This window comes from Streptomyces olivaceus (assembly GCF_000721235.1).
GTDB lineage: Bacteria > Actinomycetota > Actinomycetes > Streptomycetales > Streptomycetaceae > Streptomyces > Streptomyces olivaceus.
The window spans coordinates 140264-163558 of sequence record NZ_JOFH01000015.1 but is presented as its reverse complement, the minus strand read 5'-3'; the positions used below and the strand labels follow the sequence as shown (position 1 = coordinate 163558).

General features: G+C 74.2%; 19 protein-coding genes. 16 read left to right on the top strand and 3 right to left on the bottom strand.

What is annotated here, in order from left to right; translation table 11 throughout:
- Positions 1-51: 51 nt before the first annotated feature.
- The 3 genes from IG94_RS0118455 (at position 52) to IG94_RS0118445 (ending at position 6083) form a co-directional block, all read left to right on the top strand.
- Positions 52-2523: an MFS transporter gene (locus IG94_RS0118455; protein ID WP_031037589.1), complete on the top strand. Its 2472-nt coding sequence runs from the start codon at positions 52-54 to the stop codon at positions 2521-2523.
- Positions 2524-2670: 147 nt separating this feature from the next.
- Positions 2671-5184, top strand: a complete 2514-nt coding sequence (locus tag IG94_RS0118450) for a SpoIIE family protein phosphatase (RefSeq protein WP_031037585.1) — start codon at positions 2671-2673, stop codon at positions 5182-5184.
- Positions 5185-5354: 170 nt separating this feature from the next.
- A complete protein-coding gene (locus IG94_RS0118445) occupies positions 5355-6083 on the top strand; it encodes a class I SAM-dependent methyltransferase (RefSeq protein WP_031037582.1) in 729 nt (242 codons plus the stop codon).
- 35 nt (positions 6084-6118) lie between these two features.
- Here the strand turns inward: IG94_RS0118445 and IG94_RS0118440 are convergent, their stop codons facing one another.
- Positions 6119-6952, bottom strand: coding sequence for a PIG-L family deacetylase (locus IG94_RS0118440; protein ID WP_031037580.1), 834 nt, complete (start codon positions 6950-6952; stop codon positions 6119-6121).
- A 200-nt stretch (positions 6953-7152) separates the two neighbouring features.
- On the opposite strand from IG94_RS0118440, the gene IG94_RS0118435 reads away from it, so the two are divergent.
- From IG94_RS0118435 to IG94_RS0118410, 6 genes are all read left to right on the top strand, one after another.
- On the top strand, positions 7153-7986 hold the full coding sequence (locus IG94_RS0118435; protein WP_031037577.1) for a M55 family metallopeptidase: 834 nt from the start codon (positions 7153-7155) through the stop codon (positions 7984-7986).
- Positions 7979-9310 (top strand): M20/M25/M40 family metallo-hydrolase, encoded by a 1332-nt coding sequence (locus IG94_RS0118430; protein WP_031037575.1) that lies wholly within the window; start codon positions 7979-7981, stop codon positions 9308-9310. Before IG94_RS0118435 ends, IG94_RS0118430 begins: the two co-directional genes overlap by 8 nt.
- Positions 9311-9383: 73 nt before the next feature.
- On the top strand, positions 9384-11351 hold the full coding sequence (locus IG94_RS0118425; protein ID WP_031037572.1) for a prolyl oligopeptidase family serine peptidase: 1968 nt from the start codon (positions 9384-9386) through the stop codon (positions 11349-11351).
- Positions 11348-12280 (top strand): S66 peptidase family protein, encoded by a 933-nt coding sequence (locus tag IG94_RS0118420; RefSeq protein ID WP_031037569.1) that lies wholly within the window; start codon positions 11348-11350, stop codon positions 12278-12280. The genes IG94_RS0118425 and IG94_RS0118420 overlap by 4 nt, the downstream gene beginning before the upstream one ends.
- A gap of 56 nt (positions 12281-12336) precedes the next feature.
- On the top strand, positions 12337-12918 hold the full coding sequence (locus tag IG94_RS0118415; RefSeq protein WP_031037566.1) for a GNAT family N-acetyltransferase: 582 nt from the start codon (positions 12337-12339) through the stop codon (positions 12916-12918).
- A gap of 139 nt (positions 12919-13057) precedes the next feature.
- Positions 13058-15190: a DUF5107 domain-containing protein gene (locus IG94_RS0118410; protein WP_078892338.1), complete on the top strand. Its 2133-nt coding sequence runs from the start codon at positions 13058-13060 to the stop codon at positions 15188-15190.
- Here the strand turns inward: IG94_RS0118410 and IG94_RS0118405 are convergent.
- On the bottom strand, positions 15090-15443 hold the full coding sequence (locus IG94_RS0118405) for a VOC family protein (protein WP_031037561.1): 354 nt from the start codon (positions 15441-15443) through the stop codon (positions 15090-15092). The two genes, IG94_RS0118410 and IG94_RS0118405, sit on opposite strands and share 101 nt — an antisense overlap.
- A gap of 138 nt (positions 15444-15581) precedes the next feature.
- Here IG94_RS0118405 and IG94_RS40535 point away from each other — a divergent pair, with 138 nt between their 5' ends.
- The gene (locus tag IG94_RS40535; RefSeq protein WP_224326119.1) at positions 15582-15725 is read left to right on the top strand and encodes a hypothetical protein; all 144 of its coding nucleotides are present in this window, start codon (positions 15582-15584) and stop codon (positions 15723-15725) included.
- A gap of 35 nt (positions 15726-15760) precedes the next feature.
- Here the strand turns inward: IG94_RS40535 and IG94_RS0118395 are convergent, their stop codons facing one another.
- On the bottom strand, positions 15761-16714 hold the full coding sequence (locus IG94_RS0118395) for an LLM class F420-dependent oxidoreductase (RefSeq protein ID WP_031037558.1): 954 nt from the start codon (positions 16712-16714) through the stop codon (positions 15761-15763).
- A 203-nt stretch (positions 16715-16917) separates the two neighbouring features.
- On the opposite strand from IG94_RS0118395, the gene IG94_RS0118390 reads away from it, so the two are divergent.
- The 6 genes from IG94_RS0118390 (at position 16918) to IG94_RS0118365 (ending at position 23295) form a co-directional block, all read left to right on the top strand.
- Positions 16918-18714 carry an NAD(P)/FAD-dependent oxidoreductase gene (locus IG94_RS0118390; protein WP_031037555.1) on the top strand — a complete coding sequence of 599 codons (1797 nt, stop codon included), beginning with the start codon at positions 16918-16920 and terminating at the stop codon, positions 18712-18714.
- Positions 18711-20558, top strand: a complete 1848-nt coding sequence (locus IG94_RS0118385; RefSeq protein WP_031037553.1) for a transketolase — start codon at positions 18711-18713, stop codon at positions 20556-20558. The genes IG94_RS0118390 and IG94_RS0118385 overlap by 4 nt, the downstream gene beginning before the upstream one ends.
- Positions 20555-21526, top strand: coding sequence for a non-homologous end-joining DNA ligase (gene ligD / locus IG94_RS0118380; RefSeq protein WP_052410737.1), 972 nt, complete (start codon positions 20555-20557; stop codon positions 21524-21526). The genes IG94_RS0118385 and ligD overlap by 4 nt, the downstream gene beginning before the upstream one ends.
- Before the next feature lie 122 nt (positions 21527-21648).
- A complete protein-coding gene (locus tag IG94_RS0118375) occupies positions 21649-22005 on the top strand; it encodes a gas vesicle protein GvpO (protein WP_078892337.1) in 357 nt (118 codons plus the stop codon).
- Between the two features lie 76 nt (positions 22006-22081).
- Positions 22082-22525 (top strand): gas vesicle structural protein GvpA, encoded by a 444-nt coding sequence (locus IG94_RS0118370; RefSeq protein WP_031037547.1) that lies wholly within the window; start codon positions 22082-22084, stop codon positions 22523-22525.
- Positions 22522-23295, top strand: a complete 774-nt coding sequence (locus IG94_RS0118365; protein ID WP_031037545.1) for a GvpL/GvpF family gas vesicle protein — start codon at positions 22522-22524, stop codon at positions 23293-23295. Before IG94_RS0118370 ends, IG94_RS0118365 begins: the two co-directional genes overlap by 4 nt.

Here is a 23295-nt window from a genome sequence, read left to right as displayed (position 1 = left end):
GTTGTCGCCTCAGGCGGCAAATGTGAGCAAGTGCGATGAGGGGAGCGGTACGTGGGCGGGACCACTCTGGTGCAGGATCTGGTGCGGGACCCGGTGCGGGACGAACCCGTCGCCGCGGCCCGGGCGCCCGCGGCGTCCCGGACGCCCCCCGAACCGCCCGCTCCCGAACCGGAGCCGACGGCCGGACTGAGCCCGCGGCGGGTGCGGCTGGTCTTCATCGGGCTGATGCTGGCACTGCTGCTCGCGGCGCTCGAGCAGATGATCGTCGCCACGGCGCTGCCCAAGATCGTCGGCGAGCTGCACGGCCTGGACAAGATGTCCTGGGCGATCACCGCCTACCTGCTCACCTCCACCGTCGGCCTGCCGATCTACGGCAAACTCGGCGACCTCTTCGGCCGCAAGGGCGTCTTCCAGTTCGCCATCCTGATCTTCGTCGTCGGCTCGGCGCTCGCCGGGCGCGCGCAGACCATGGACCAGCTGATCGCCTTCCGCGCGGTGCAGGGCGTCGGCGCGGGCGGCCTGATGATCGGCGTACAGGCGATCATCGCGGACATCGTGCCGCCCCGGGAGCGCGGCCGCTTCATGGGCCTGATCGGCGCCGCCTTCGGACTCGCCTCCGTCGCGGGCCCCCTGCTGGGCGGCTACTTCACCGACCACCTCTCCTGGCGCTGGTGCTTCTACATCAACGTCCCCTTCGGCCTGGTGACCATGGCCGTCGTCGCCGTCGTCCTGAAACTGCCCAGGCCGCGGGTGAAGCCGCGCCTCGACATCCTCGGCGCGCTGCTGCTGGCCGCCGCCTCCACCTGCCTGGTGCTGCTCACCAGCTGGGGCGGCACCGAGTACGCGTGGGGCTCGAAGGAGATCATCGGCCTCGGGGCAGGAGCGGCCGGGGCCGCGGTCCTCTTCCTGGTCGCCGAGCGCTTCGCGCCCGAACCGCTGATCCCGCTGCGCCTGTTCCGGGACTCGGTCTTCAACGTCACCGCCCTGGTCGGCCTCGTCGTCGGCGTCGCCCTGTTCGGCGCCGCCAGCTACCTGCCGACCTTCCTGCAGATGGTCGACGGCGCCACCGCCACCGAGTCCGGCCTGCTGATGCTGCCGATGATGGGCGGCATCGTCGGCGCCTCGATCATCTCCGGACAGCTCATCAGCCGCACCGGGCACTACCGGATCCACCCGATCCTCGGCAGCGCCCTGTCCGTCGTCGGCATGTGGCTGCTCTCCCGGCTCGACATCGACACGCCCCGGCTGCACTACAGCATCTGGATGGCCGTCCTCGGCGCCGGCATCGGCATGGTGATGCCGGTCCTCATCCTCGCCGTGCAGAACTCCGTGCGCCCGGCCGACCTCGGCACCGCCACCAGCGCCAACAACTACTTCCGGCAGATCGGCGGCAGCGTCGGCGCCGCCGTCTTCGGCACCCTCTTCGCCGGCCGCCTCACCGACGCGCTGGCCGACCGGGTCCCCGCCGGGGCCGGAGCCGGGCTCCCCGACGCCGAGGCCATCACCCCCCAGCTCGTCCACTCCCTGCCCCCGGCGCTGCGCGACGCCTACATCGGCGCCTACGTCGACGCCATGCCGAGGATCTTCCTCTACCTGGTGCCGGTGCTCGTCCTCGGGCTCGTCATCGCCCTCTTCCTCAAGGAGAAACCCCTGGTGTCCCACCACGCCCCCGTCACCGAGCCGGAGACCGCACAGGCCGCACAGGCCGCCCAGGGCGCGGCCCAGCCGGCCGCCCAGGTCCCTCCGGCCCGCTCGCCCTACGCCGCGGGCGTCCCCGTCTGCGGCACGGTGCAGCACCCCGACGGCACCGTCGTGCCCCGCGCGGCGCTCACCCTCATCGACGTCGGCGGCCAGCAGATCGGCCGGGGCGCCAGCGGCGACGACGGACGGTACGCCCTGGCCACGCCCGGCGCCGGAGCGTACGTGCTGATCGCCGCCGCCGGGGGCCACCAGCCGCAGGCGGTCTCCGTGACCGTCGGCGAACGCCCCGTCGAACTGGACGTCGTCCTCGGCGGCGCCGGACGCCTGGCGGGCAGCGTGCTGACCGCCGACGGCAGCCCCGTGCGCGACGCCATCGTCACCCTCACCAACGTCCACGGCGAAGTCGTCTCCACCACCCGCAGCGGACGCGAGGGCGGCTACGTCATCACCGAGCTGGTGGCCGGCGAGTACACCCTCGCCGCCAGCGCCCCGGCCTTCCGACCGGCCGCCCTGCCCGTCAGCGTCCAGGCCGCCCGGGAGACCCGCCAGGACGTCGAGCTGGCCGGCGGCGCCGTGCTGCGCGGCACGGTGCGGGCCGGTGGCGGCCGGGTCGTGGAGGACGCCCGCGTGACGCTGCTCGACGCGGCGGGCAACGTCGTGGACACCCTCACCACCGGCCCCGACGGAACCTTCCGCTTCGTCGACCTCTCGTCCGGCGAGTACACCGTCATCGCGGCCGGCTACCCGCCCGTCGCCACCGTCCTCCAGGTGGCCGGCGGCGGCCGTACGGAGCGCGACCTCCAGCTCGGACACGAGGACTGAGCCCCGGGCACCGGCGCGCGAACGTGCGCCGGTGCGTTCGCGCGCCACCAATTCCCCCGTTGCCGCACATGGTCACCGGGCACCGCCGTACGGTGGTGCCCGGCGGCACAGATCTTGCGGAGCCGTGGGCAGAGAGGGCCTGACGCCATGGACCATGGCAACGAGCGGGACACACCTCCCGGCCGTCCGGCCGGACCCGGCGCCTTACCGGACGACCCCGTGGCGGACCCCCTGGCCGGCCGCGTTCCGCTCGCCGTCGTCGTGGTCGACCGCGACGGGCTGGTCTCGCACTGGAGCCGTGGCGCACGGCGGCTGTTCGGGCTGCCCAGGGAGGAGGCGATCGGCCGGCCCGCGTCCGACCTGCTGCCCGTCTCCGGAGTCGTCCCCGACGCCGGTGCCGAGGACGACGACACCGACGCGTTGCACTCGTACGACGCGTACGCCGCCGACGACGGCCTCGGACCCGGCCTGGAGTCCTCGCTCGACGGGCGGCTCTCCTACCCGGCGGCGGGCCGCGCCCGGCTGACCGCGCCGACCCGCCACCGCGTCGACGTGCTCTGGTGGGCCTACCCCCTGGTGGGCCCCGGCCCCGAGCGGCTGCTCGTGCTGGCAGCCGACGCCGACGGGCTGCGGCGGGACCGCGCCGACGGCGGCGCCGCGACGGCGACCGTGGAGCGCATCGCCCCCGGCTTCGCCCTGCACACCGACTTCCCCGGCGCCGACGAACTCGCCCGGCGCCTGCCCGAGATCCTGCCCAGCACGAGCGTCGGCGAAAGCGCCCGCATCGTCGCCCAGGTCCTCGAACTGGGCTACCCCGTCCTGGAGTTCAGTCAGAACGACCGGGTCCCGGTGACCCCCGACTGGGGCGTGCCCCGGCGGGCCGACCGCCGGGCGCGCCGGGAGCGGGCCGCGCGGGCCCTGGCGGCCGGCGAGCCGGTGCCGGACGACCTGCGGGACGTGGCCCCGGACGCCGAGGACCTGGAGTACGCGGCGGTCCGGGAGCGCCTGGAGTTCCTCAACGAGGTCAGCGGCGCCATCGGTACCTCGCTGGACCTCTCCCGGACCGTCGTCGAGGTCAGCCGCGCCGTCGTCCCGCGCTTCACCGACGTCGCCGGCACCTATCTGCGCGAGCAGGTCGTCGCCGGCGAGGGCTTCCCCGACGGCGTGCCGGACACCACCACGATGTGGCACCGGGTCGCCCTGGAGCACACCGACGAACCCGGCCGCTGGGACGACGTCGTCCCCGTCGGCGAGGCCATGCCGTTCCCCGCGCACACCCCGTTCTTCCAGTGCATGACCAGCGGCGAGCCGGTCCTGGTGCCGCGCGTCACCGAGGAGATGGGCCACGCCGTCGCCTCCCAGTTCGAGAAGCGGGACATCCGGCCGCTCATCACGGGCCGCTCGATGCTCCTCGTGCCGCTGAAGGCCCGGCACGTCGTCCTCGGCTTCATGGTCCTGCTGCGCCACCCGGAGCGGCCCGTCTTCAACGACATGGACCGGGTCACCGGCGCCGAACTCGCCGCCCGCGCCGGGCTCGTGCTCGACAACGCCCGCATGTACACGTACCAGGAGAACGTCGCCGAGACGCTCCAGGACAGCATGCTGCCGCACATCCCCGAGCACCTGGCCGGCTGCGACGTCGCCACCCGCTACCTGCCCGGCACCCTCCTCGGCCGGGTCGGCGGCGACTGGTTCGACTCGGTCAAGCTGCCCGGCGCCCGCACCGCCCTCGTCGTCGGCGACGTCATGGGCCACGGCCTGAACTCGGCCGCGATGATGGGCCAGTTGCGCACCGCCGTGCAGACCATGGCCGGGCTCGACCTGCCGCCCGCCCAGCTCCTGCGCAACCTCGACGACCTGGCCCAGCGGCTCGGCGACACCCACCTCGCGACCTGCCTCTACGCCGTCTACGACCCGATCGCCGGAGAACTGCACCTCGCCAACGCCGGGCACATCCCGCCGGTCCTGGTCCGGGCCGAGGACGGCGCCAGCGAGCTGATCGACCTGCCCACGGGCGCGCCGATCGGCGTCGGCGGGGTGCCCTTCGAATCGGTGCGGGTGCCGGTGGCGCCCGGCGACCGGCTGGTGATGTGCACCGACGGCCTGGTGGAGGTGCGCGGCGAGGACATCGGTGTCGGCCTCGCCACGCTCTGCGAGTCCGCCGCCCACCCGGCCGCCTCCATGGACGACGCCTGCGACACCATCATCCGCGCGCTGGGCACCCGCGGCGGCCGCAAGGACGACGTCGCCCTGCTGATGGCACGGCTGAACGGCATCGAGCCCGACGCCGTCGCCGAGTGGCGCCTGGCCCGCGACCCCGCCGAGGTCGGCCGGGCCCGCGCGGCGGTCCGCGAGCAGCTCCACACCTGGGGACTGCCGGGGCCGGCCGCTTCCGCTGAGCTGATGGTCAGCGAACTGGTCACCAACGCCGTACGGCACTCCCACGCCCGCCCCGTCGAACTGCGCCTGGTGCGCGCCGACACGCTGCTGTGCGAGGTGGACGACGACGACCACGAACTGCCCGCGCTCAGGAGCGCGGGCCCCGAGGACGAGACGGGGCGCGGACTGCGCGTCGTCAGCACCCTCGCCCGCGAGTGGGGCGCGAGCCGCACCAGGGCGGGCAAGACCGTCTGGTTCGAACTGACCCTGCCCCGCCGCTGAATCCGTCCCTTCACCCCTGGGGGCGCACGCTTCGCACGTTCTTCGCACGACCTTCGCACGTCCCGTGAAGGAATGCGCCGGGCGCTTGTGGCCGTGCGCGGGGCGCGGTACACCGTACGGGTCCGTCGCTTCCGGCGGGCTCGTACGTCGTCGCACCCTGGGGAGCGGGCATGAGCGTGACGAGTCGGTACCGGAACGCCTGGGAGAGCTTCTGGAACGAGGCCCCCGCGGACCGGGGCGCGGTCTTCTGGGATGCCGAGCCCACGCTGACCGCCGGCCGCCACCTCGCCCACTTCGAGCCGCACCTGACCGACCCCGGCCTGCCGCTGATCGACCTCGGCTGCGGGAACGGCACCCAGACCCGCTACTTCGCCGAGCGCTTCCCGCATGTGGTCGGCGCCGACCTCGCCGCCGCCGCCCTCGACCACGCCCGCCGGGCGGACCCCGCCGGACAGGCCGCCTACCGGCAGCTGGACGCGGCCGACAAGGCCGAGGCGGAGACCCTGCACGCGGAGCTGGGCGACGCCAACGTCTATGTCCGCGGCGTGCTGCACCAGTGCGAGCCCGACGACCGGCAGCCGCTGGCCGACGCCCTCGCCGCGCTCCTCGGTGCCCGCGGCCGGGCCTTCCTGGTGGAGCCCGCCCAGTCCGCCGGCACCGTCCTCGCGGGCCTGGCCCACCGCCCCGACGGCCCGCCCGCCAAGCTCGCCCCCGTCCTGCGCCACGGCCTGACGCCCGCCGCGGTCCCGGACGAGGCGGTGCCCGAGCACCTGCGCGCGGCCGGCCTCACCGTGCTGGCGAGCGGCGAACTCCCGCTGGTCACCACGGAGTACACGCCCGACGGCACCCGCGTCCAGCTGCCTTCGACGTGGGTGGTGGCGGGGCGGGACCTTCAGTAGGACGGGTCGAGACGTCCAGTACGAGGGCGACCGGGTCAGCGCAGGCCGGCGAAGAGGTCGTTCTCCGGGAGGGGCGCGCCGGTGGTGTCGCGGACCCGCAGGAAGGTCTCCGTGCCCATCAGCTCGCCGAACGCCTCCCTGCCCATCTTGAGGAAGAAGATGTTCTCGCCCTGGCTGGCGTGCGCGGCCAGCGCGTCGAACTTCTGGCCGCTGAACCCGGTGGCGTCCACCCAGGTGGTGACCTCGTCGTCCGGCAGACCCAGCTCGGCCGTCGCGGCGGCCTCGGCGGGGTCCGGCTCCGGCGCGCCCTCCTGGAACTCGCTCATGATCTCCCCGAAGCGCCGCACCCCCGAGTGGGGCATCGTCGTCCAGTACACCTTGGGCGACAGGTCGGTCAGCTCCAGCGCCGCCATCGTGACGCGGTGCGCCTGGATGTGGTCGGGGTGACCGTAGAAGCCGTTCTCGTCATAGGTGACGACCACGTCGGGGCGGTAGTGGCGCATGAGTTCGGCGAGCCGGGCGGCGGCGTCCGCCACGGGGGTCTGCCAGAAGGCCCCGGGTGCCTCGTTGCTCGGCCAGCCCATCATCCCCGAGTCGGCGTAGTCGAGCATCTCCAGGTCACTGATCTTCAGGGCGCCGCAGCTGGCCTCCAGCTCCTGCCGGCGCATCGCGGTGACGGCCGCCGGGTCGTGGCCGGGATCGCCCGGCTTGACACCCCCCGGCCCGTCACCGCAACCGCCGTCGGTACAGGTCACCAGGACCGTGCGGATTCCTTCGGCCGCGTACCGCGCGAGGACGCCGCCCGTGCTGGTGGCCTCGTCGTCGGGGTGGGCGTGTACGGCCATGAGCGTCAGGGGCCGGTCGGTCATGGGGCAGTCCTCCTGCGGGAGCACGTCGTGGTCGAGCGTGCGATGGGTGTACGCCGGTGCAACGGCATGAGCCCGCCCGGCTGTTCCCGGACCGCCCGGCGACCTGGGCCGGGCGGCCACGAGACCCCGTCAGTGGTATGGACCTCTGACTGCCGTGTGGGCCCTGGCCAGCATATTCAGCGGCATGTAGCGTCATCCGCATGAAGATCCTCATCAGTGCCGACATGGAGGGTGCCACCGGTGTCACCTGGCCGGCCGACGTGCTGCCCGGCACGCCGCAGTGGGAGCGGTGCCGGTCGATGTTCACCTCCGACGTGAACGCGGCCGTGCAGGGCTTCCTGGACGGCGGCGCCGACGAGGTGCTCGTCAACGAGGCGCACTGGAGCATGCGCAACCTGCTCCTGGAGCGGCTCGACGAGCGGACGCAGATGCTGACCGGACGGCACAAGGCGCTGTCCATGGTGGAGGGCGTCCAGCACGGGGACGTGGACGGCATCGCGTTCGTCGGCTACCACGCGGGCGCCGGCATGGAGGGCGTCCTCGCCCACACCTACCTCGCCAACCAGCTCACCGGCGTCTGGCTGAACGACGTACGGGCCAGCGAGGGTCTGCTGAACGCGCACGTGGTCGCCGAGTACGGGGTACCGGTGGTCCTGGTCACCGGGGACGACGTGGCCTGCGAGGACGCGCTCGGCTACGCGCCCGAGGCACGGAAGGTCGCGGTCAAGGACCATGTGTCGCGGTACGCGGCCGTGTGCCGCACACCGGCCAGGACCGCCGCCGACATCCGGGCCGCGGCGAAGGAGGCGACGCCGCTCGCCGTGCGGCACGAGCCGGTGACCGGCGGGCCGTTCACCGTCGCCATGGAGTTCGACGCCGAGCACCTGGCGGCGGCCTCGACCGTGGTGCCCGGCGTGGCGCAGGTCGGGGAGCGCAAGGTGGCGTACACCCACGACACGATGTTCGAGGCGATCCGGACCTTCAAGGCGGTCACCACGATCGCCTCGGCCGCGGTGGAGGAGCAGTATGGCTGAGCACACGGACCCGGCCGCGGAGACGGGCGCGCGGGCGCTGGACGAGGTCGTCCGCTTCACCTCCGAGCTGATCCGGATCGACACCACCAACCGGGGCGGCGGCGACTGCCGGGAGCGCCCGGCCGCCGAGTACGCCGCCGCGCGGCTCGCCGAGGCCGGGATCGAGCCCACGCTCCTGGAGCGGACCGAGGGCCGCACCAACGTCGTGGCCCGCATCGAGGGCACCGACCCGTCCGCCGACGCGCTGCTCGTCCACGGCCACCTGGACGTCGTACCCGCGGAGGCCGCCGACTGGAGCGTGCACCCGTTCTCCGGGGAGATCCGCGACGGCGTCGTCTGGGGGCGCGGCGCGGTCGACATGAAGAACATGGACGCGATGATCCTCGCGGTCGCCCGCGACTGGGCCCGGCGGGGGGTACGGCCCCGGCGGGACGTGGTGATCGCGTTCACCGCGGACGAGGAGGCAAGCGCCGAGGACGGCTCGGGCTTCCTCGCCGACCGGCACGCCGCGCTGTTCGAGGGTTGCACCGAGGGCGTCAGCGAGTCCGGGGCCTTCACCTTCCACGACGGGGCCGGGCGGCAGTTCTACCCCATCGCCGCGGGTGAGCGCGGTACCGGCTGGCTGAAGCTCACCGCGCGCGGGCGCGCCGGGCACGGCTCGAAGGTGAACGGCGACAACGCGGTCACCCGCCTCGCCGCCGCGGTCACCCGCATCGGCGAGCATGCGTGGCCGCTGCGCCTGACGCCGACGGTGCGCGCCGCGCTGACCGAGATCGCCGCCGTCTACGGCATCGAGGCCGACCTGGACGACGTCGACACGCTCCTCGACAAGCTCGGCCCCGCCGCCGGGCTCGTCGAGGCCACCGTCCGCAACAGCAGCAACCCGACCATGCTGGACGCCGGGTACAAGGTCAACGTCATCCCCGGGGAGGCCGTCGCCCACGTCGACGGGCGGTTCCTGGCCGGCGCCGAGGACGAGTTCCGCGCCACCCTCGACCGGCTCACCGGGCCCGACGTGGACTGGGAGTTCGCCCACCGCGAGGTCGCGCTCGAGGCGCCGGTGGACTCGCCGACGTACGCCCGGATGCGGTCGGCGGTCCAGGAGTTCGCGCCCGAGGGGCACGTCGTGCCGTACTGCATGTCCGGCGGCACGGACGCCAAGCAGTTCTCGCGGCTCGGCATCACCGGTTACGGCTTCGCGCCGCTGAAGCTGCCCGAGGGATTCGACTACCAGGCCCTCTTCCACGGCGTGGACGAGCGCGTTCCCGTCGAGGCGCTGCACTTCGGCGTCCGCGTCCTGGACCGTTTCCTGCGCGGCGCCTAGCGATCCGGGAACCCGGGTACGGAACCGGGGCCCGTCCGAACCAGAAGCTGGAGGAGCAGTGGGGGAGTCAGGTATGGGGGAGCCCGTGCGGACCCTGTCGTACGGATCGTGGCCCTCGCCCGTCGACGCGGCCCTGGCCGCCGCGCACGACGGACGGCCCGACGAGGTCGGCTTCGTCGGCGACGAGGTGTGGTGGACCGCGCCCCGGCCCGCCGAGGGCGGGCGGCGCACCCTCGTGCGGCGCCACGCCGACGGCACCGAGGAAGCCGTGCTGCCCGCGCCGTGGAACGTGCGCAGCCGCGTCATCGAGTACGGCGGCCGGTCGTGGGCCGCCGTCACGACCGACGCCGGGCCGCTCGTGGTCTTCGTGAACTTCGCCGACCAGCGGCTCTACTCCTTCGCGCCCGGTGGGGACGCGCCGCGCCCCCTGACGCCGCCGTCCGCGGTGGGCGGCGGCCTGCGCTGGATCGAGCCGGACCCGCGGCCCGAGCACGGCGAGGTGTGGTGCGTCCTGGAGGAGTTCACCGGCGAGGGACCCAACGACCTGCGCCGTGTGCTCGCGGCGGTGCCGCTGGACGGCTCCGCGGCCGACGACCGGGACGCGGTCCGCGAACTCACCGCCGAGCGGCACCGCTTCGTCACCGGCCCCCGCGTCTCGCCCGACGGGAGCCGCGCCGCCTGGCTCGCCTGGGACCATCCCCGGATGCCCTGGGACGGCACCGAGCTGATCGTCGCCGACATCGGCCCCGAGGGCACGTTCCGCGACGCCCGGGCCGTCGCGGGCGGACCCGAGGAGTCGATCGCCCAGGCCGACTGGGCGCCGGACGGCAGCCTCCTGTACGCCTCCGACCGCACCGGCTGGTGGAACCTCTACCGCGACGGGCGCCCGCTCCACGCCCGCGAGGAGGAGTTCGGCGGGCCGCTGTGGAAGCTCGGGCAGCGCTGGTTCGCGCCCCTGGACAGCGGCCTGATCGCGGTCCTGCACGGCCGGGGCGCCGCCGTCCTCGGTGTGCTCGACCCCGAGACCGGCGAGGTCGTCGACGCGGCGGGCCCCTGGACCGAGTTCGCGCCGACCCTCGCCGCGCACGGCGAGCGGATCGCCGGCGTCGGCGCCGGGGCGCACAGCGGCTTCGAGGTCGTCGAGCTGGACGCCCGCACCGGCCGCGCCCGCGTGATCGGGGCCCCGCACCGGGATGCCACCGACCCCGCCTACTACCCGCCCTCGCGGATCCGCACTTTCACCGGCCCGGGCGGACGCGACATCCACGCCCACCTCCACCCGCCCCACCACCCCGGCTGCCGCGCTCCGGACGGCGAGCTGCCCCCGTACGTGGTCTGGGCGCACGGCGGCCCCACCAGCCGCTCGCCGCTCGTCCTCGACCTGGAGATCGCCTACTTCACCTCCCGCGGCATCGGCGTCGCGGAGGTCAACTACGGCGGCTCCAGCGGGTACGGCCGGGAGTACCGCAACCGGCTGCGCGGGCAGTGGGGCGTCGTCGACGTCGAGGACTGCGCGGCCGTCGCCCTCGCCCTTGCCGAGGAGGGCACTGCCGACCCGCGGCGGCTCGCCGTGCGCGGCGGCAGCGCGGGCGGCTGGACGACCGCGGCGTCGCTGGCCACCACCGACGTCTACGCCTGCGGCACGATCAGCTACCCGGTCCTCGACCTGGCCGGCTGGGGCGCGGGGGAGACCCACGACTTCGAGTCCCAGTACCTGGAGAGCCTGATCGGCCCCCGCGCCGAGGTCCCGGACCGCTACACCGAGCGCTCGCCCGCCGAGCACGCCGAGAGCGTCACCGCCCCCTTCCTGCTGCTCCAGGGGCTGGACGACGTGATCTGCCCGCCCGCGCAGTGCGAGCGGTTCCTCGCCCGCATGGCGGGCCGCGGAGTGCCGCACGCCTACCTCACCTTCGAGGGCGAGGGGCACGGTTTCCGCCGGGCGGAGACCATGGTGCGCGCCCTGGAGGCCGAACTCTCCCTCTACGCCCAGGTCTTCGGATTCACCCCGCCGGGCGTGGCGGCCCTGGAACTGCCCCGATGAGCCGGGTGGCCGAGCTGGTCCGGCCGGCCCGGCTCGCCCCCGGCGCCCGGGTGGCCGTCGTCGCGCCCAGCGGACCCGTGCCCGAGGAGCGCCTCCGGGCGGGCCTCGACGTGCTGCGCGGCTGGGACCTCGACCCGGTCGTGGCGCCGCACGTCCTGGACCGGCACGGCACCTTCGACTACCTGGCGGGCACCGACGCCGACCGGGCCGCCGACCTCCAGGCCGCCTGGTGCGACCCGGCCGTGGACGCGGTGCTGTGCGCCCGCGGCGGATACGGCGTCCAGCGCATCACCGACCTGCTCGACTGGGAGGCGATGCGCGCGGCCGGACCGAAGGTGTTCGTCGGCTTCAGCGACATCACCGCGCTGCACGAGGCGTTCGCCACCCGCCTCGGCCTGGTCACCCTGCACGGGCCGATGGCGGCCGGGCTCGACTTCGTCAAGAACGCGCGGGCGCGGGACCACCTGAGGGCCACCCTGTTCGCCCCGGAGACGGTCCGCGTGATCGCCTCCGGCGGCACCCCGCTGGTACCCGGCCGTGCCACGGGCGTCACCCTCGGCGGCTGCCTCTCCCTGCTCGCCGCCGAACTGGGCACCCCGCACGCCCGGCCGTCCGCGCGCGGCGGGCTGCTGTGCCTGGAGGACGTCGGCGAGGAGCCGTACCGCGTCGACCGCTGCCTCACCCAGCTGCTGCGGGCCGGCCTGCTCGACGGGGCCGGCGGCGTGCTGCTCGGCTCCTGGCAGGACTGCGGGCCCTACGAGCGGCTGCGGCCCCTGCTGGCCGACCGGCTCGGCGGCCTCGGCGTGCCGGTCGCCGAGGAGTTCGGGTTCGGGCACTGCGAGGGGGCGCTGACCGTGCCGTTCGGCGTGCGGGCGGAACTCGACGCCGACGCGGGCACCTTGACGCTGGAGCGGCCCGCCCTGCGCTGACCGGGTGCGCGCGGCCGTGCCGGGCACGCGCCGCCCCCGCGTCGTAGGCTGGCCCCATGCCGCACACCCCGTCCCGCCTGCTCGCCGAGGGCCCGCGCGTGGGCATCCGGCACTTCACCCTCGCGGACGGTCCCGAGTTCACCGCCCGCGCCCGCCAGAGCAAGGACCTGCACCACCCCTGGCTCTTCCCGCCGGACAGCCCCCAGACGTACGAGGCCTACGCGGCCCGGCTCATCGAGGACCGCACCAAGGCCGGGTTCCTGGTGTGCGAGCGGGACACGGCCGGGACGTCCGAGGGGACTCGGGGCGGCGGTCCCATCGCCGGGTTCGTCAACATCAACAACATCGTCGAGGGCGGCTTCCTCAGCGGCGCGCTCGGTTACGGCGCCTTCGCGCACGCGGCCGGCCGGGGACTGATGCGCGAAGGACTCGACCTCGTGGTGCGGTACGCGTTCGGGCCGATGCGACTGCACCGGCTGGAGATCAACGTCCAGCCGGGCAACGCCGCCTCCATCGCGCTGGCCCGCGCCTGCGGCTTCCACCTGGAGGGCTTCTCCCCGCGGATGCTCCACATCGACGGCGCCTGGCGCGACCACCAGCGCTGGGCGCTCACCGCCGAGACCGCGGCTTCCGGCTGATCCCCACCGGCGGACCGCAGACGAGCGGGCCGCAGAAGCGCGCACCGCACGCCGGCGGATCAAACGTGAGTCACGTCGCGCCGCCCCGGCCCGTGGAACCCCTGTTCACCGGGCCGGTGAGCGGCTTCCATGGGGAACCGTGACGACGATCCGACGTGAGGTACTGACCCTGCCCGCCGCGCCGCTCGGGACGGACAACCCGCTGCCGCCGCTGCGCCCCCTGGACGAGGCCCACCGCATCGACGACCGGGACCGGGCGGGCCTGCCGCGCGACATGGCCCGCCAGGTCGACTACGCGCCCCTGCGCAGCCTGCTGCCCGCCCAGGTCCGCGACGGCTACGGGCGCGAGCGCCGGGGCCGCGAACTGGACGCGCTGGTCATCGAGAACGACCGGCTGCGGGCCACCGTCCTGCCGGCCCTCGGCGGCCGCATCGCCTCCCTGCACCACAAGCCGACCGACCGCGAACTCCTCTACGCCAACCCGGTGCTCCAGCCCGCCAACTTCGCCCTGAACGGCGCCTGGTTCTCCGGCGGCATCGAATGGAACATCGGCGCCACCGGCCACACCACCCTGTCCTGCTCACCCGTGCACGCCGCCCGGGTCCCCGCTCCGGACGGCGGGGAGATGCTGCGCCTGTGGGAGTGGGAGCGGCTGCGCGACCTGCCCTTCCAGGTCGACCTGTGGCTGCCGGACGGCTCGGACTTCCTCTACGTCGGCGCCCGCATCCGCAACCCGCACGAACACCCGGCACCCACCTACTGGTGGTCCAACATCGCCGTCCCCGAGGAGTGCCGCGTCCTCGCCCCCGCCGACGAGGCCTGGCACTTCGGCTACGAGCGGCGCCTGCGCAGCGTCCCCGTCCCGGAGTACGACGGCGTCGACCGCACCTACCCGCCGAACAGCACCTACGCCGCCGACTACTTCTACGAGGTGCCGGCCGACCGGCGCCGCTGGATCGCCGCGCTCGACGAGCACGGCCACGGACTGGTGCAGACCTCCACCGACGTGCTGCGCGGCCGCAAGCTGTTCGTGTGGGGCACCGGGCCCGGCGGACGCCGCTGGCAGGAGTGGCTCACCGAGCCCGGCACCGGCGGCTACTGCGAGATACAGGCCGGGCTCGTCCGCACCCAACTCGAACACGTCAAACTGGAGGCGGAGAGCGAGGTGTCCTGGCTGGAGGCGTACGGGCCGCTCGACGCCACGCCCGACGGCGACTGGCACACCGTGCTGCGCGGCGCCGAGGACCGCCTGGAGGCCGCCCTGCCGCGGGCCGACGTCGACGCCGCCTACGGCGCCTGGCTGCCGTACGCCGACGCCGAACCCGGCGAACGCCTGGCCACCGGGTCGGGCTGGGGCGCCCTCGAAGTGCTGCGGACCGGCTGGAAACTGCCCGGCACCCCCTTCGACGAGGACACCCTCGGCGCGGAGCAGCGGCCCTGGCTGCAACTGCTGCGCGCCGGTTCGCTGCCCGAGCCGGAGCACCACGAGCCGCCCGGCGGGACACTGGTCGCCCGGCCCTGGCGCGACATGCTGGAGACCACGGCCGCCACGCCCCTCGCCGAGTACCACCTGGGTGTCGCCCAGTGGCACGGCGACGACCGTGCCCAGGCCGTGCGCAGCTGGGAGCGCGGACTCATGGGCCTGAGGGGGGCCGAGGGCCCCGCCGCCGACCGCTGGCCGCTGCTGCGCTGCCTCGCCGTCGCCGACCGGGAGGGCGGCCACCACGAGCGCGCCGCCGACCAGTACACGCAGGCCTTCGACGACCTGTGCGCCCGCCGGTCCCACGGCGGGAACGGGGGCGAGGAGACGGGCGGGGACGCGCGCTGGACGGCCGTCGCCGCCGCGCTCGGCCGGGAGGCGGTCGGGGCGCTGCTCGCGGTCGGGCGTACGGCGGACGCTCGTGCCGTGTGGGCGCGGCTGGACCCCGCGACCCGGGCCCGCGGCCGGTTCCGGCTGCTCGAGGGGGAGTTGCTGGCCGCCGAGGGCCGGACCCAGGAGGCGCGGGCGCTCTACGACGAGGGCTTCGAGGTCGCCGACCTGAGGGAGGGCGACGAGAGCATCGGCCTGCTGTGGGCGCCCGGTGCGGCGAGTGGGGGCACCTCCCACGCCCTTAAGGCAGTGGGGGAGCGTGCATGGCGTCGCCAGGCAGACGGGAATGTGACGACAGACCCTACGCCCCGACCCCGCGGTCCACGTACTCGTAGATCGCGCCGTCCGGATGCCGGGCGATCAGGTTGCGGCCCGCGGGTGTCCCCACCGGGCCGGCGATGATGTCCGCCCCCAGCGAGCCGAGGACCCGGGCGGTCTCCTCCACGTTCGACACCGCGATCGTCGCGGTCACCTTGCGCAACACCTCGATCTGGGCCTCGGGTCCGCTCATCAGCAGGAAGCAGCCGATGGCGGCGGCCTCGACCCCGCCGCGTTCGAAGCGGAGGGCCTCGCCGCCGACCAGACCCTCGTAGAAGGGGATCGCCTTGTCCAGGTCGTCGACGTAGATGCGCAGTGTGGCTCCCAGAATGTCCATGCGGACGAGCCTAGTTGGGTCGGGCCGCGGCGCACTCCCGGTCCGGCCACGGAAGGTGCGGCCGAGGGTACCCGCACGGCATGGACCGCAGGGATCACTTGGAACACCTGGACGCAACTGGTCGACGAACTGGCGCAGGTGGCACGCGAGACCGTGCGCGACGAACTGCGCGAGCACGTGCACGGAGGCGGCGCGACCGGCGCACCCGGTGCGGGCACGCCCGCCCCGGGCGGCACCGGGCCCGCGGCACCGCGCCGGGAGGACGTCAACCCCGAGAAGTAGCCGGCCCCCCCTGTCGCCCTGTCGGGCCGGGCGCCTTACGGGAGCTGCGGCAGCACCTTCGTGCGGTAGAGGTCGAAGAAGCCGCGCAGGTCCGGGCCGATCTGGTTGACGTAGACGCGGTCGAAGCCGGCGTCGGCGAACTGCTTCAGCTCCGCGACGTGTTCGTCCACGTCGTCGCCGCACACCCGGCTGTCGCGGACCATGTCCTCGGTGACCAGGGTCTGCGCCTGCTCGAAGTGCTTGGGCGACGGCAGCACCTGGCCCAGTTCGCCGGGCAGCTGCTCGTTGGCCCACAGGCGGTGCACCGTACGCACCGCCTCGTCCTTGTCGGTGTCGTAGCAGACCTTGGTGCCTCCGCTGACCAGTTTCCCGCCGCCCCCGCCCTTGCGGTACTGCTCCACCATCGAGGCGTCCGGCATCATCGTGATGTAGCCGTCGCCGACCCGGGCCGCCAGTTTCGTCGCCGCCGGGCCGAAGCCGGAGATGTCGATCGGGACGGGCTCGTCCGGCACCGTGTACAGGCGCGCGTTCTCCACCGTGTAGTGCGTGCCGTGGTGGTTGACCTCCTCGCCGGCGAGCAGCCGGCGCATGACGAGGATGGCCTCCTCCAGCATCTCCAGGCGCACGTGCGCCGCGGGCCAGGCGTCGCCGAAGATGTGCTCGTTCAGGGCCTCGCCGGTGCCGACGCCCAGCCGGAACCGGCCGTCCGTCATCACCGCGCTGGTCGCCGCGGCCTGCGCCACCACCGCCGGGTGGATGCGCAGCGTCGGGCAGGTCACCGCCGTCTCGATCGGCAGCGACACCGCGTCGGACAGGGCGCCGATGACCGACCACACGAAGGGGCTCTGGCCCTGTTCGCCGTTCCAGGGGTGGTAGTGGTCGGAGATCCACAGTGCCTGGAATCCGGCCTGCTCGGCCATCCGCGCCTGTTCGATCAGCTCCGCGGGACCGTACTGCTCGCACGAGAGGAAATAGCCGTACTCGGGCATGAGGGGTTGCCTCCGGACAGGGAGCGGGTGGGTCCGGTGCCGGGTACCCGGGCGCGGGGCCGGAAACCGGTGCCGCGGCGGCTTCCTCGCAGGCGTGCCGTGCCTCCCCGCGGACGCTCGGGTGCCCCGGCCCGGACGTTTGGGTGCCCCGGCCCAGGGGACGCGGAAGGCTCACGAGGTACGCGACAGCCCGGAGGCGAACCGTGAGCCGACCCCGCATCGTGATCGTCGGTGCCGGCTTCGCCGGGTACCGGACGGCCCGCACCCTGTCCCGGCTGACCCGGCACCAGGCCGACATCACCTTGCTCAACCCGACCGACTACTTCCTCTACCTGCCCCTGCTGCCCCAGGTCGCCGCCGGGATCCTGGAACCGCGCCGGGTCAGCGTCTCCCTCTCGGGCACGCTGCCGCACGTCCGGCTGGTGCTCGGCGAGGCCGACGGCATCGACCTCGACGGGCACACCGTGCACTACAGCGGCCCGGAGGGCGAGGAGGGCACGCTGCCCTTCGACCGGCTCGTGCTCGCCGCGGGCAGCGTCAACAAACTGCTGCCCGTCCCCGGCGTCGCCGAGCACGCCCACGGCTTTCGCGGGCTGCCCGAGGCGCTCTACCTGCGCGACCACGTGACCCGGCAGGTGGAGCTGGCCGCCGCGGCGAAGGACCGGGCGGAGTGCGCCGCGCGGTGCACGTTCGTCGTGGTCGGCGCCGGATACACCGGCACCGAGGTCGCCGCGCACGGCGCGATGTACACCGACGCGCAGGTCCGCAGGCACCCGATGCGCACCGGCATGCGGCCCCGCTGGATGCTGCTCGACGTGGCGCCCCGGGTCCTGCCCGAGATGGACGAGCGGCTCTCCCGCACCGCCGGGCGGGTACTGCGGCAGCGCGGCGTCGACGTGCGGATGGGCACCTCCGTGAAGGAGGCCACGCACGACGGGGTGCTGCTGACCGACGGATCCACCGTCGACACCCGCACGCTGGTGTGGTGCGTGGGCGTCCGGCCCGACCCGCTGGTGGAGTCCCTGGGACTGCCCCTGGAACGCGGCCGGCTGCTCGTCGACTCCCATCTGAGGGTGCCGGGCCGTCCCGAGGTGTTCGCGTGCGGAGACGTGGCCGCCGTGCCCGACCTGAACCAGCCGGGCCAGTACACGCCGATGACCGCGCAGCACGCCTGGCGGCACGGCAAGGTCTGCGCCCAGAACGTCGCCGCGTCGCTCGGCGTCGGGCGGCGGCGGGCCTACCGCCACCGCGACATGGGGTTCGTCGTGGACCTCGGCGGCGCCAAGGCCGCCGCGAACCCGCTGGGTCTGCCGATGTCCGGCCCGGCCGCGGGCGCGGTCACCCGCGGCTACCACCTCGCGGCGATGCCGGGCAACCGCGTCCGGGTCGCCGCGGACTGGCTGCTGGACGCGGTACTGCCCCGGCAGGCCGTCCAGCTGGGCCTCGTACGGTCCTGGTCCGTACCCCTGGAGTCGGCGTCGCCCGAGGTGGCGCGGGTGCCGGGGCGGCCGGAGCGGGCCCGGCGGGCCGGGACGGGGACGGGGGAGCGGGACGCGGTGGACCCCGGTGCGGAGCGGGCCGGTGAGGAGCGCTCCGAGGAGCAGCCCCCCGGCGGCCACTCGCGGGATCGCCCGTCCGGTGAGCCCGCCAAGAACCAGCCCGGTGGGGAACCGGCCAAGAACCAGCCTCACGCGGAGCCGCGCGAGGAACAGCCGCACGGGAGCCGGTCCGGCTCGACCCGCGCCTCCGGCACGCCCCGCCGTGCCGCCGAGACGGCCGGGCCGCCCGCCCGCGGTACCCGCAAGCCACGCAAGACGTCCGGGACCTCCGGGGCCACCCGGTCCGCCAACCCCGCCGCGCCCTCCGGCCCTACCCGGTCGGCGGACGGACCCGCGGACCCCGGCCCCGAACCGCCGGCCGACCAGCCGCCCCCCGGACCCGACATCGCCCCCGGCCCCGTCAAGCGCACCGACGGCCGGGCAGCAGAAGGAGACTCATGAACACCGGTGAACTCGTCGACCTCGGACAGCAGTTGCGCGTCGACAGCGTACGGGCGTCCACCGCCGCGGGCTCCGGGCACCCCACGTCCTCGATGTCCGCCGCGGACCTGATGGCCGTACTGCTGGCCAACCACCTCCGCTACGACTTCGAGCGCCCCGCCCACCCCGGCAACGACCGCTTCGTGCTGTCCAAGGGACACGCCTCGCCCCTGCTGTACTCCGCCTACAAGGCGGCCGGCGCCATCGACGACGAGGAACTGCTGACCTTCCGCAAGCTGGGCAGCCGGCTGGAGGGGCACCCCACGCCCCAGCGGCTGCCGTGGGTCGAGACGGCCACCGGTTCGCTGGGACAGGGGCTGCCCGTCGGCGTCGGCATCGCCCTGGCCGGTAAGCGGCTCGACCACACCGACTACCGGGTGTGGGTGCTGTGCGGCGACAGCGAGATGGCCGAGGGGTCGGTGTGGGAGGCCGCGGAGCACGCCGGGTACGAGCACCTCGACAACCTCGTCGTGATCGTCGACGTCAACCGGCTCGGCCAGCGCGGCCCCACCCGGCACGGCCACGACATCGAGGCGTACGCGCGCCGCTTCCACGCCTTCGACTGGCACACCATCGAGGTCGACGGCCACGACGTCGACGCCGTCGACCGCGCCTACGGCGAGGCCCTGTCCACCAGGGGCCAGCCCACCGCGATCATCGCCCGCACCCTCAAGGGCAAGGGCGTCGAGGCCGTCGAGAACCGCGAGGGGCAGCACGGCAAGCCGCTGCCCGAGGCGGAGGACGCCATCGAGGAACTCGGCGGCAGGCGCGACGTCCGGGTGCGGGTGCACGAGCCCGAGGACGCGCCGGCGCCGCAGCCGGCGGGCACCGGCCGGGTCGAGCTGCCCCGCTACGAGGTGGGCGACGAGGTGGCCACGCGCAACGCGTTCGGCGAGGCGCTGACCGCGCTCGGCACCGCCCGCGGCGACGTCGTGGCCCTGGACGGCGAGGTCGGCGACTCCACCCGGGCCGAGTTCTTCGCCAAGGAGCACCCCGAGCGCTACTTCGAGTGCTACATCGCCGAGCAGCAGATGGTGGCCGCCGCGGTGGGGCTGGCGGCGCGCGGCCGGGTGCCGTTCGCCACCACGTTCGCCGCGTTCCTGACCCGGGCATACGATTTCGTGCGCATGGCCTCGATCAGCGGCTCCGGCATCAACCTCGTCGGCTCCCACGCGGGTGTCGCCATCGGCCAGGACGGGCCCAGCCAGATGGGCCTGGAGGACCTCGCGATGATGCGGGCCATCCACGGCTCGACCGTGCTGTACCCGTGCGACGCCAACCAGGCCGCGCACCTGGTCGCCGAGATGGCCGGCCTGGAGGGCATCCGCTACCTGCGCACCTCGCGCGGCGAGAGCAGGGTGATCTACGGCCCCGAGGAGGAGTTCCCGGTCGGCGGCAGCAAGGTCCTGCGCTCCTCCGACCGGGACCGGCTGACCGTCGTCGCGGCCGGTGTCACCCTGTACGAGGCGCTGGCCGCGGCCGACACCCTGGCCGCGGAGGGCATCCCGGTCCGGGTGATCGACCTGTACTCGGTCAAGCCGGTCGACCGCGAGACCCTGCGCCGGGCCGCCGAGGACACCGGCTGCCTGCTGACCGTCGAGGACCACCGCCGCGAGGGCGGCATCGGCGACGCCGTCGCGGACGCCTTCGGCGACGGAGCGCCCGTGCCGCGGCTGGTGCGGCTCGCGGTCGGCACCATGCCGGGCTCCGCGACCCCCGCCGAGGAACTGGAGGCCGCGGGGATCGACGCCGCGTCCGTCGCGGCGGCCGGACGGCTGCTGGTGGAGCAGGCGATCGTGCCGTGAGCGGTGACGGCACCCGGACCGTACGGGCCGGCCGGCACACGGTGGAGGTCCACCGGCCGGACAAGGTCCTGTTCCCGGCGGGTGCCGGCGGGGAGCCCGAGTACACCAAGAGCGACCTCGTCGACTACCACCGGACCGTCGCCCCGTTCATGCTGCCGCACCTGCGGGGCCGCCCGCTGATGCTGGAGCGGCACCCGGACGGGGTCGACGGGCCGCGGTTCATGCAGAAGAACACCCCGGAGCACTATCCGGAGTGGATCGAGCGGGTCGAGGTCGCCAAGGAGGGCGGCACCGTCTGCCACCCGGTCTGCGACGACTCGGCCACCCTGGTGTACCTCGCCGACCAGGCCGCCCTCACCCTGCACCGTTGGCTGTCCCGGGCCGGGGACGTCGACCGGCCGGACCGGCTGGTCTTCGACCTCGACCCGTCCGGCGACGACTTCGAGGCGGTCCGGTCGGCCGCCCGGTCGCTGCGCGAGCTGCTCGACGAGTTGCGGCTGCCCTCGGCGCCGATGACCACCGGGTCCCGGGGGCTGCACGTCGTGGTCCCGCTGACGAGGCGTCACGACTTCGACCACGTACGGGAGTTCGCCCGTGACGCCGCCGACGTCCTGGCCGCGGCACACCCCGGCCGGCTGACGACCGCGGCCCGCAAGAAGGACCGCGGCGACCGGCTCTACCTCGACATCCAGCGCAACGCGTACGCGCAGACCGCCGTGGCCCCGTTCACCGTCCGCGCCCGTCCCGGAGCCCCCGTGGCCACCCCGATCTCCTGGGACCAGCTGGACGACCCCGGCCTGCACGCCCGCCGCTGGACGATCGCGGACGCCGTCGAGCAGGCCCGCACCCGGCCCTGGGCCGGGATCATGGACCGGCCCCGGGCACTGGGCCCCGCCCGGCGGCGGCTGAACGCGCTGACCGACCGAACGCGCCGAGTCGTCGGCCGTCCCGACCGCCGGCCGTCCTGACCTGCGGGATGCCGTGCGCGGGCCGCCCGGTCGAGCACCCGCCCTACACCATCCCGCGCGGTCCCGCATGCCGGACGAGGTTTGGCGAACACGCATGCGGCCACCCGGGGGACGAGGTGGCCATGTCGAACACGAAGAACACGTCCAATTCACAAGGCTCGCAACAGAGTTCGCGAAAGTCACAGGAATCACACAGATCACCGGAGTCGCGCCGTCCCAAGCCGATGGAGGTGCTGCGCGAGGCCCGCGCCCAGCTCGCCGAGCTCACCGGGATGACCGCGGAGTCCGTGTCGTCCTTCGAGCAGACGGAGGACGGCTGGGCCCTGGAGGTCGAGGTCCTCGAACTCGAGAGGGTCCCCGACACCATGAGCCTGATGGCGAGCTACCGGGTGGAGCTGGACGCCGAGGGGCAGCTCACGGGCTACCGGAGGGTGCGCCGCTACGAGCGCGGCCGGGCCGACGCGCGCGGCGGCCGCTAGCCCCCCAAAGGCCCCCCACGGCCCCGGACGCACCGGACGCACCCACACCCACACACCAGATGGAGGAACCACAGGCATGACTGTCGTACCGGCACAGCAGACCGGCGGCGGAGGCGGCAGCAGCGGCCTCTACGACGTGCTTGAGCTCGTCCTGGACAGGGGGCTCGTCATCGACGCCTTCGTACGTGTCTCCCTGGTCGGCATCGAGATCCTGAAGATCGACGTACGCGTCGTCGTCGCCAGCGTGGACACGTATCTGCGCTTCGCCGAGGCGTGCAACCGGCTCGACCTGGAGGCCGGGCCGCGCAAGGACCCGGGCCTTCCCGACCTGGTCGGTTCGATCACCGAGTCCGGCGCCAAGGGCAAGTCCAAGGGGGCGCTGTCAGGCGCCGCCGAGACCATCTCCGACGCGTTCAAGCAGGCCCGTGACGACGGCGGCTCCGAGCCCGAGCGCGAGACGTCGTCGCGTCCGCGTGCCCGCAAGGCCGCGCCCTCGCGCCGGAAGGAGGAGCAGGAGTGAGTACGTACGTCTACGGCATCACCGCCGCCACGCACCCCTCGCTCCCCGAGGGCACCGGCGGAGTCGGCGACCCGCCCCGCGAGCTGCGGGTGCTCACGGAGGGCGCCCTCACGGCGGTCGTCAGCGACGGGCCCGAGGGGCTGCGTCCCAAGCGCAGGGAACTGCTCGCCCACCAGAACGTGCTGAACGAGATCGGCGCGCAGGGCTGCGTGCTGCCCATGCGCTTCGGCAGCGTCGCCCCCGACGACAAGGCCGTCACCGGCGTGCTGGCCGAGCGGGCCGAGCACTACCGGGAACGCCTCGGGGCGCTGGAGGACCGGGTCGAGTACAACATCAAGGCCACCCACGTCGAAGAGGCGGTACTGCATCACGTGATGGCCGAGAACCCCGAGATCCGGGCCCTCGCCGAGTCCAATCGGCAGGCGGGGGGCGGAAGCTACGAGAACAAGATCCAGCTCGGCGAACTGGTCGCCGCCGCCGTCAAGGGCAAGGAGGCCGAGGACGCCACCGAGCTGGAGCGCGCCCTGGAGGCGGAGGCCGACGCCGTGAGCGTGGGCCCCGAGTCCACCGGCTGGCTGGCCAACGTGTCGTTCCTGGTGAAGCGGGAGTCGGCCGAACGGTTCCTGGCGGCCGTGGAGCAGGCCCGCGGGCGGCTGGCCCACCTGGACGTGCGGGTGAACGGGCCGCTGCCGCCCTACAGCTTCGTTGAGCCCGGCCCGGCCGAGCCCGCGGGCACCGCGGCCGGCGGCGTGGACGCGGGAGCGGGGTGA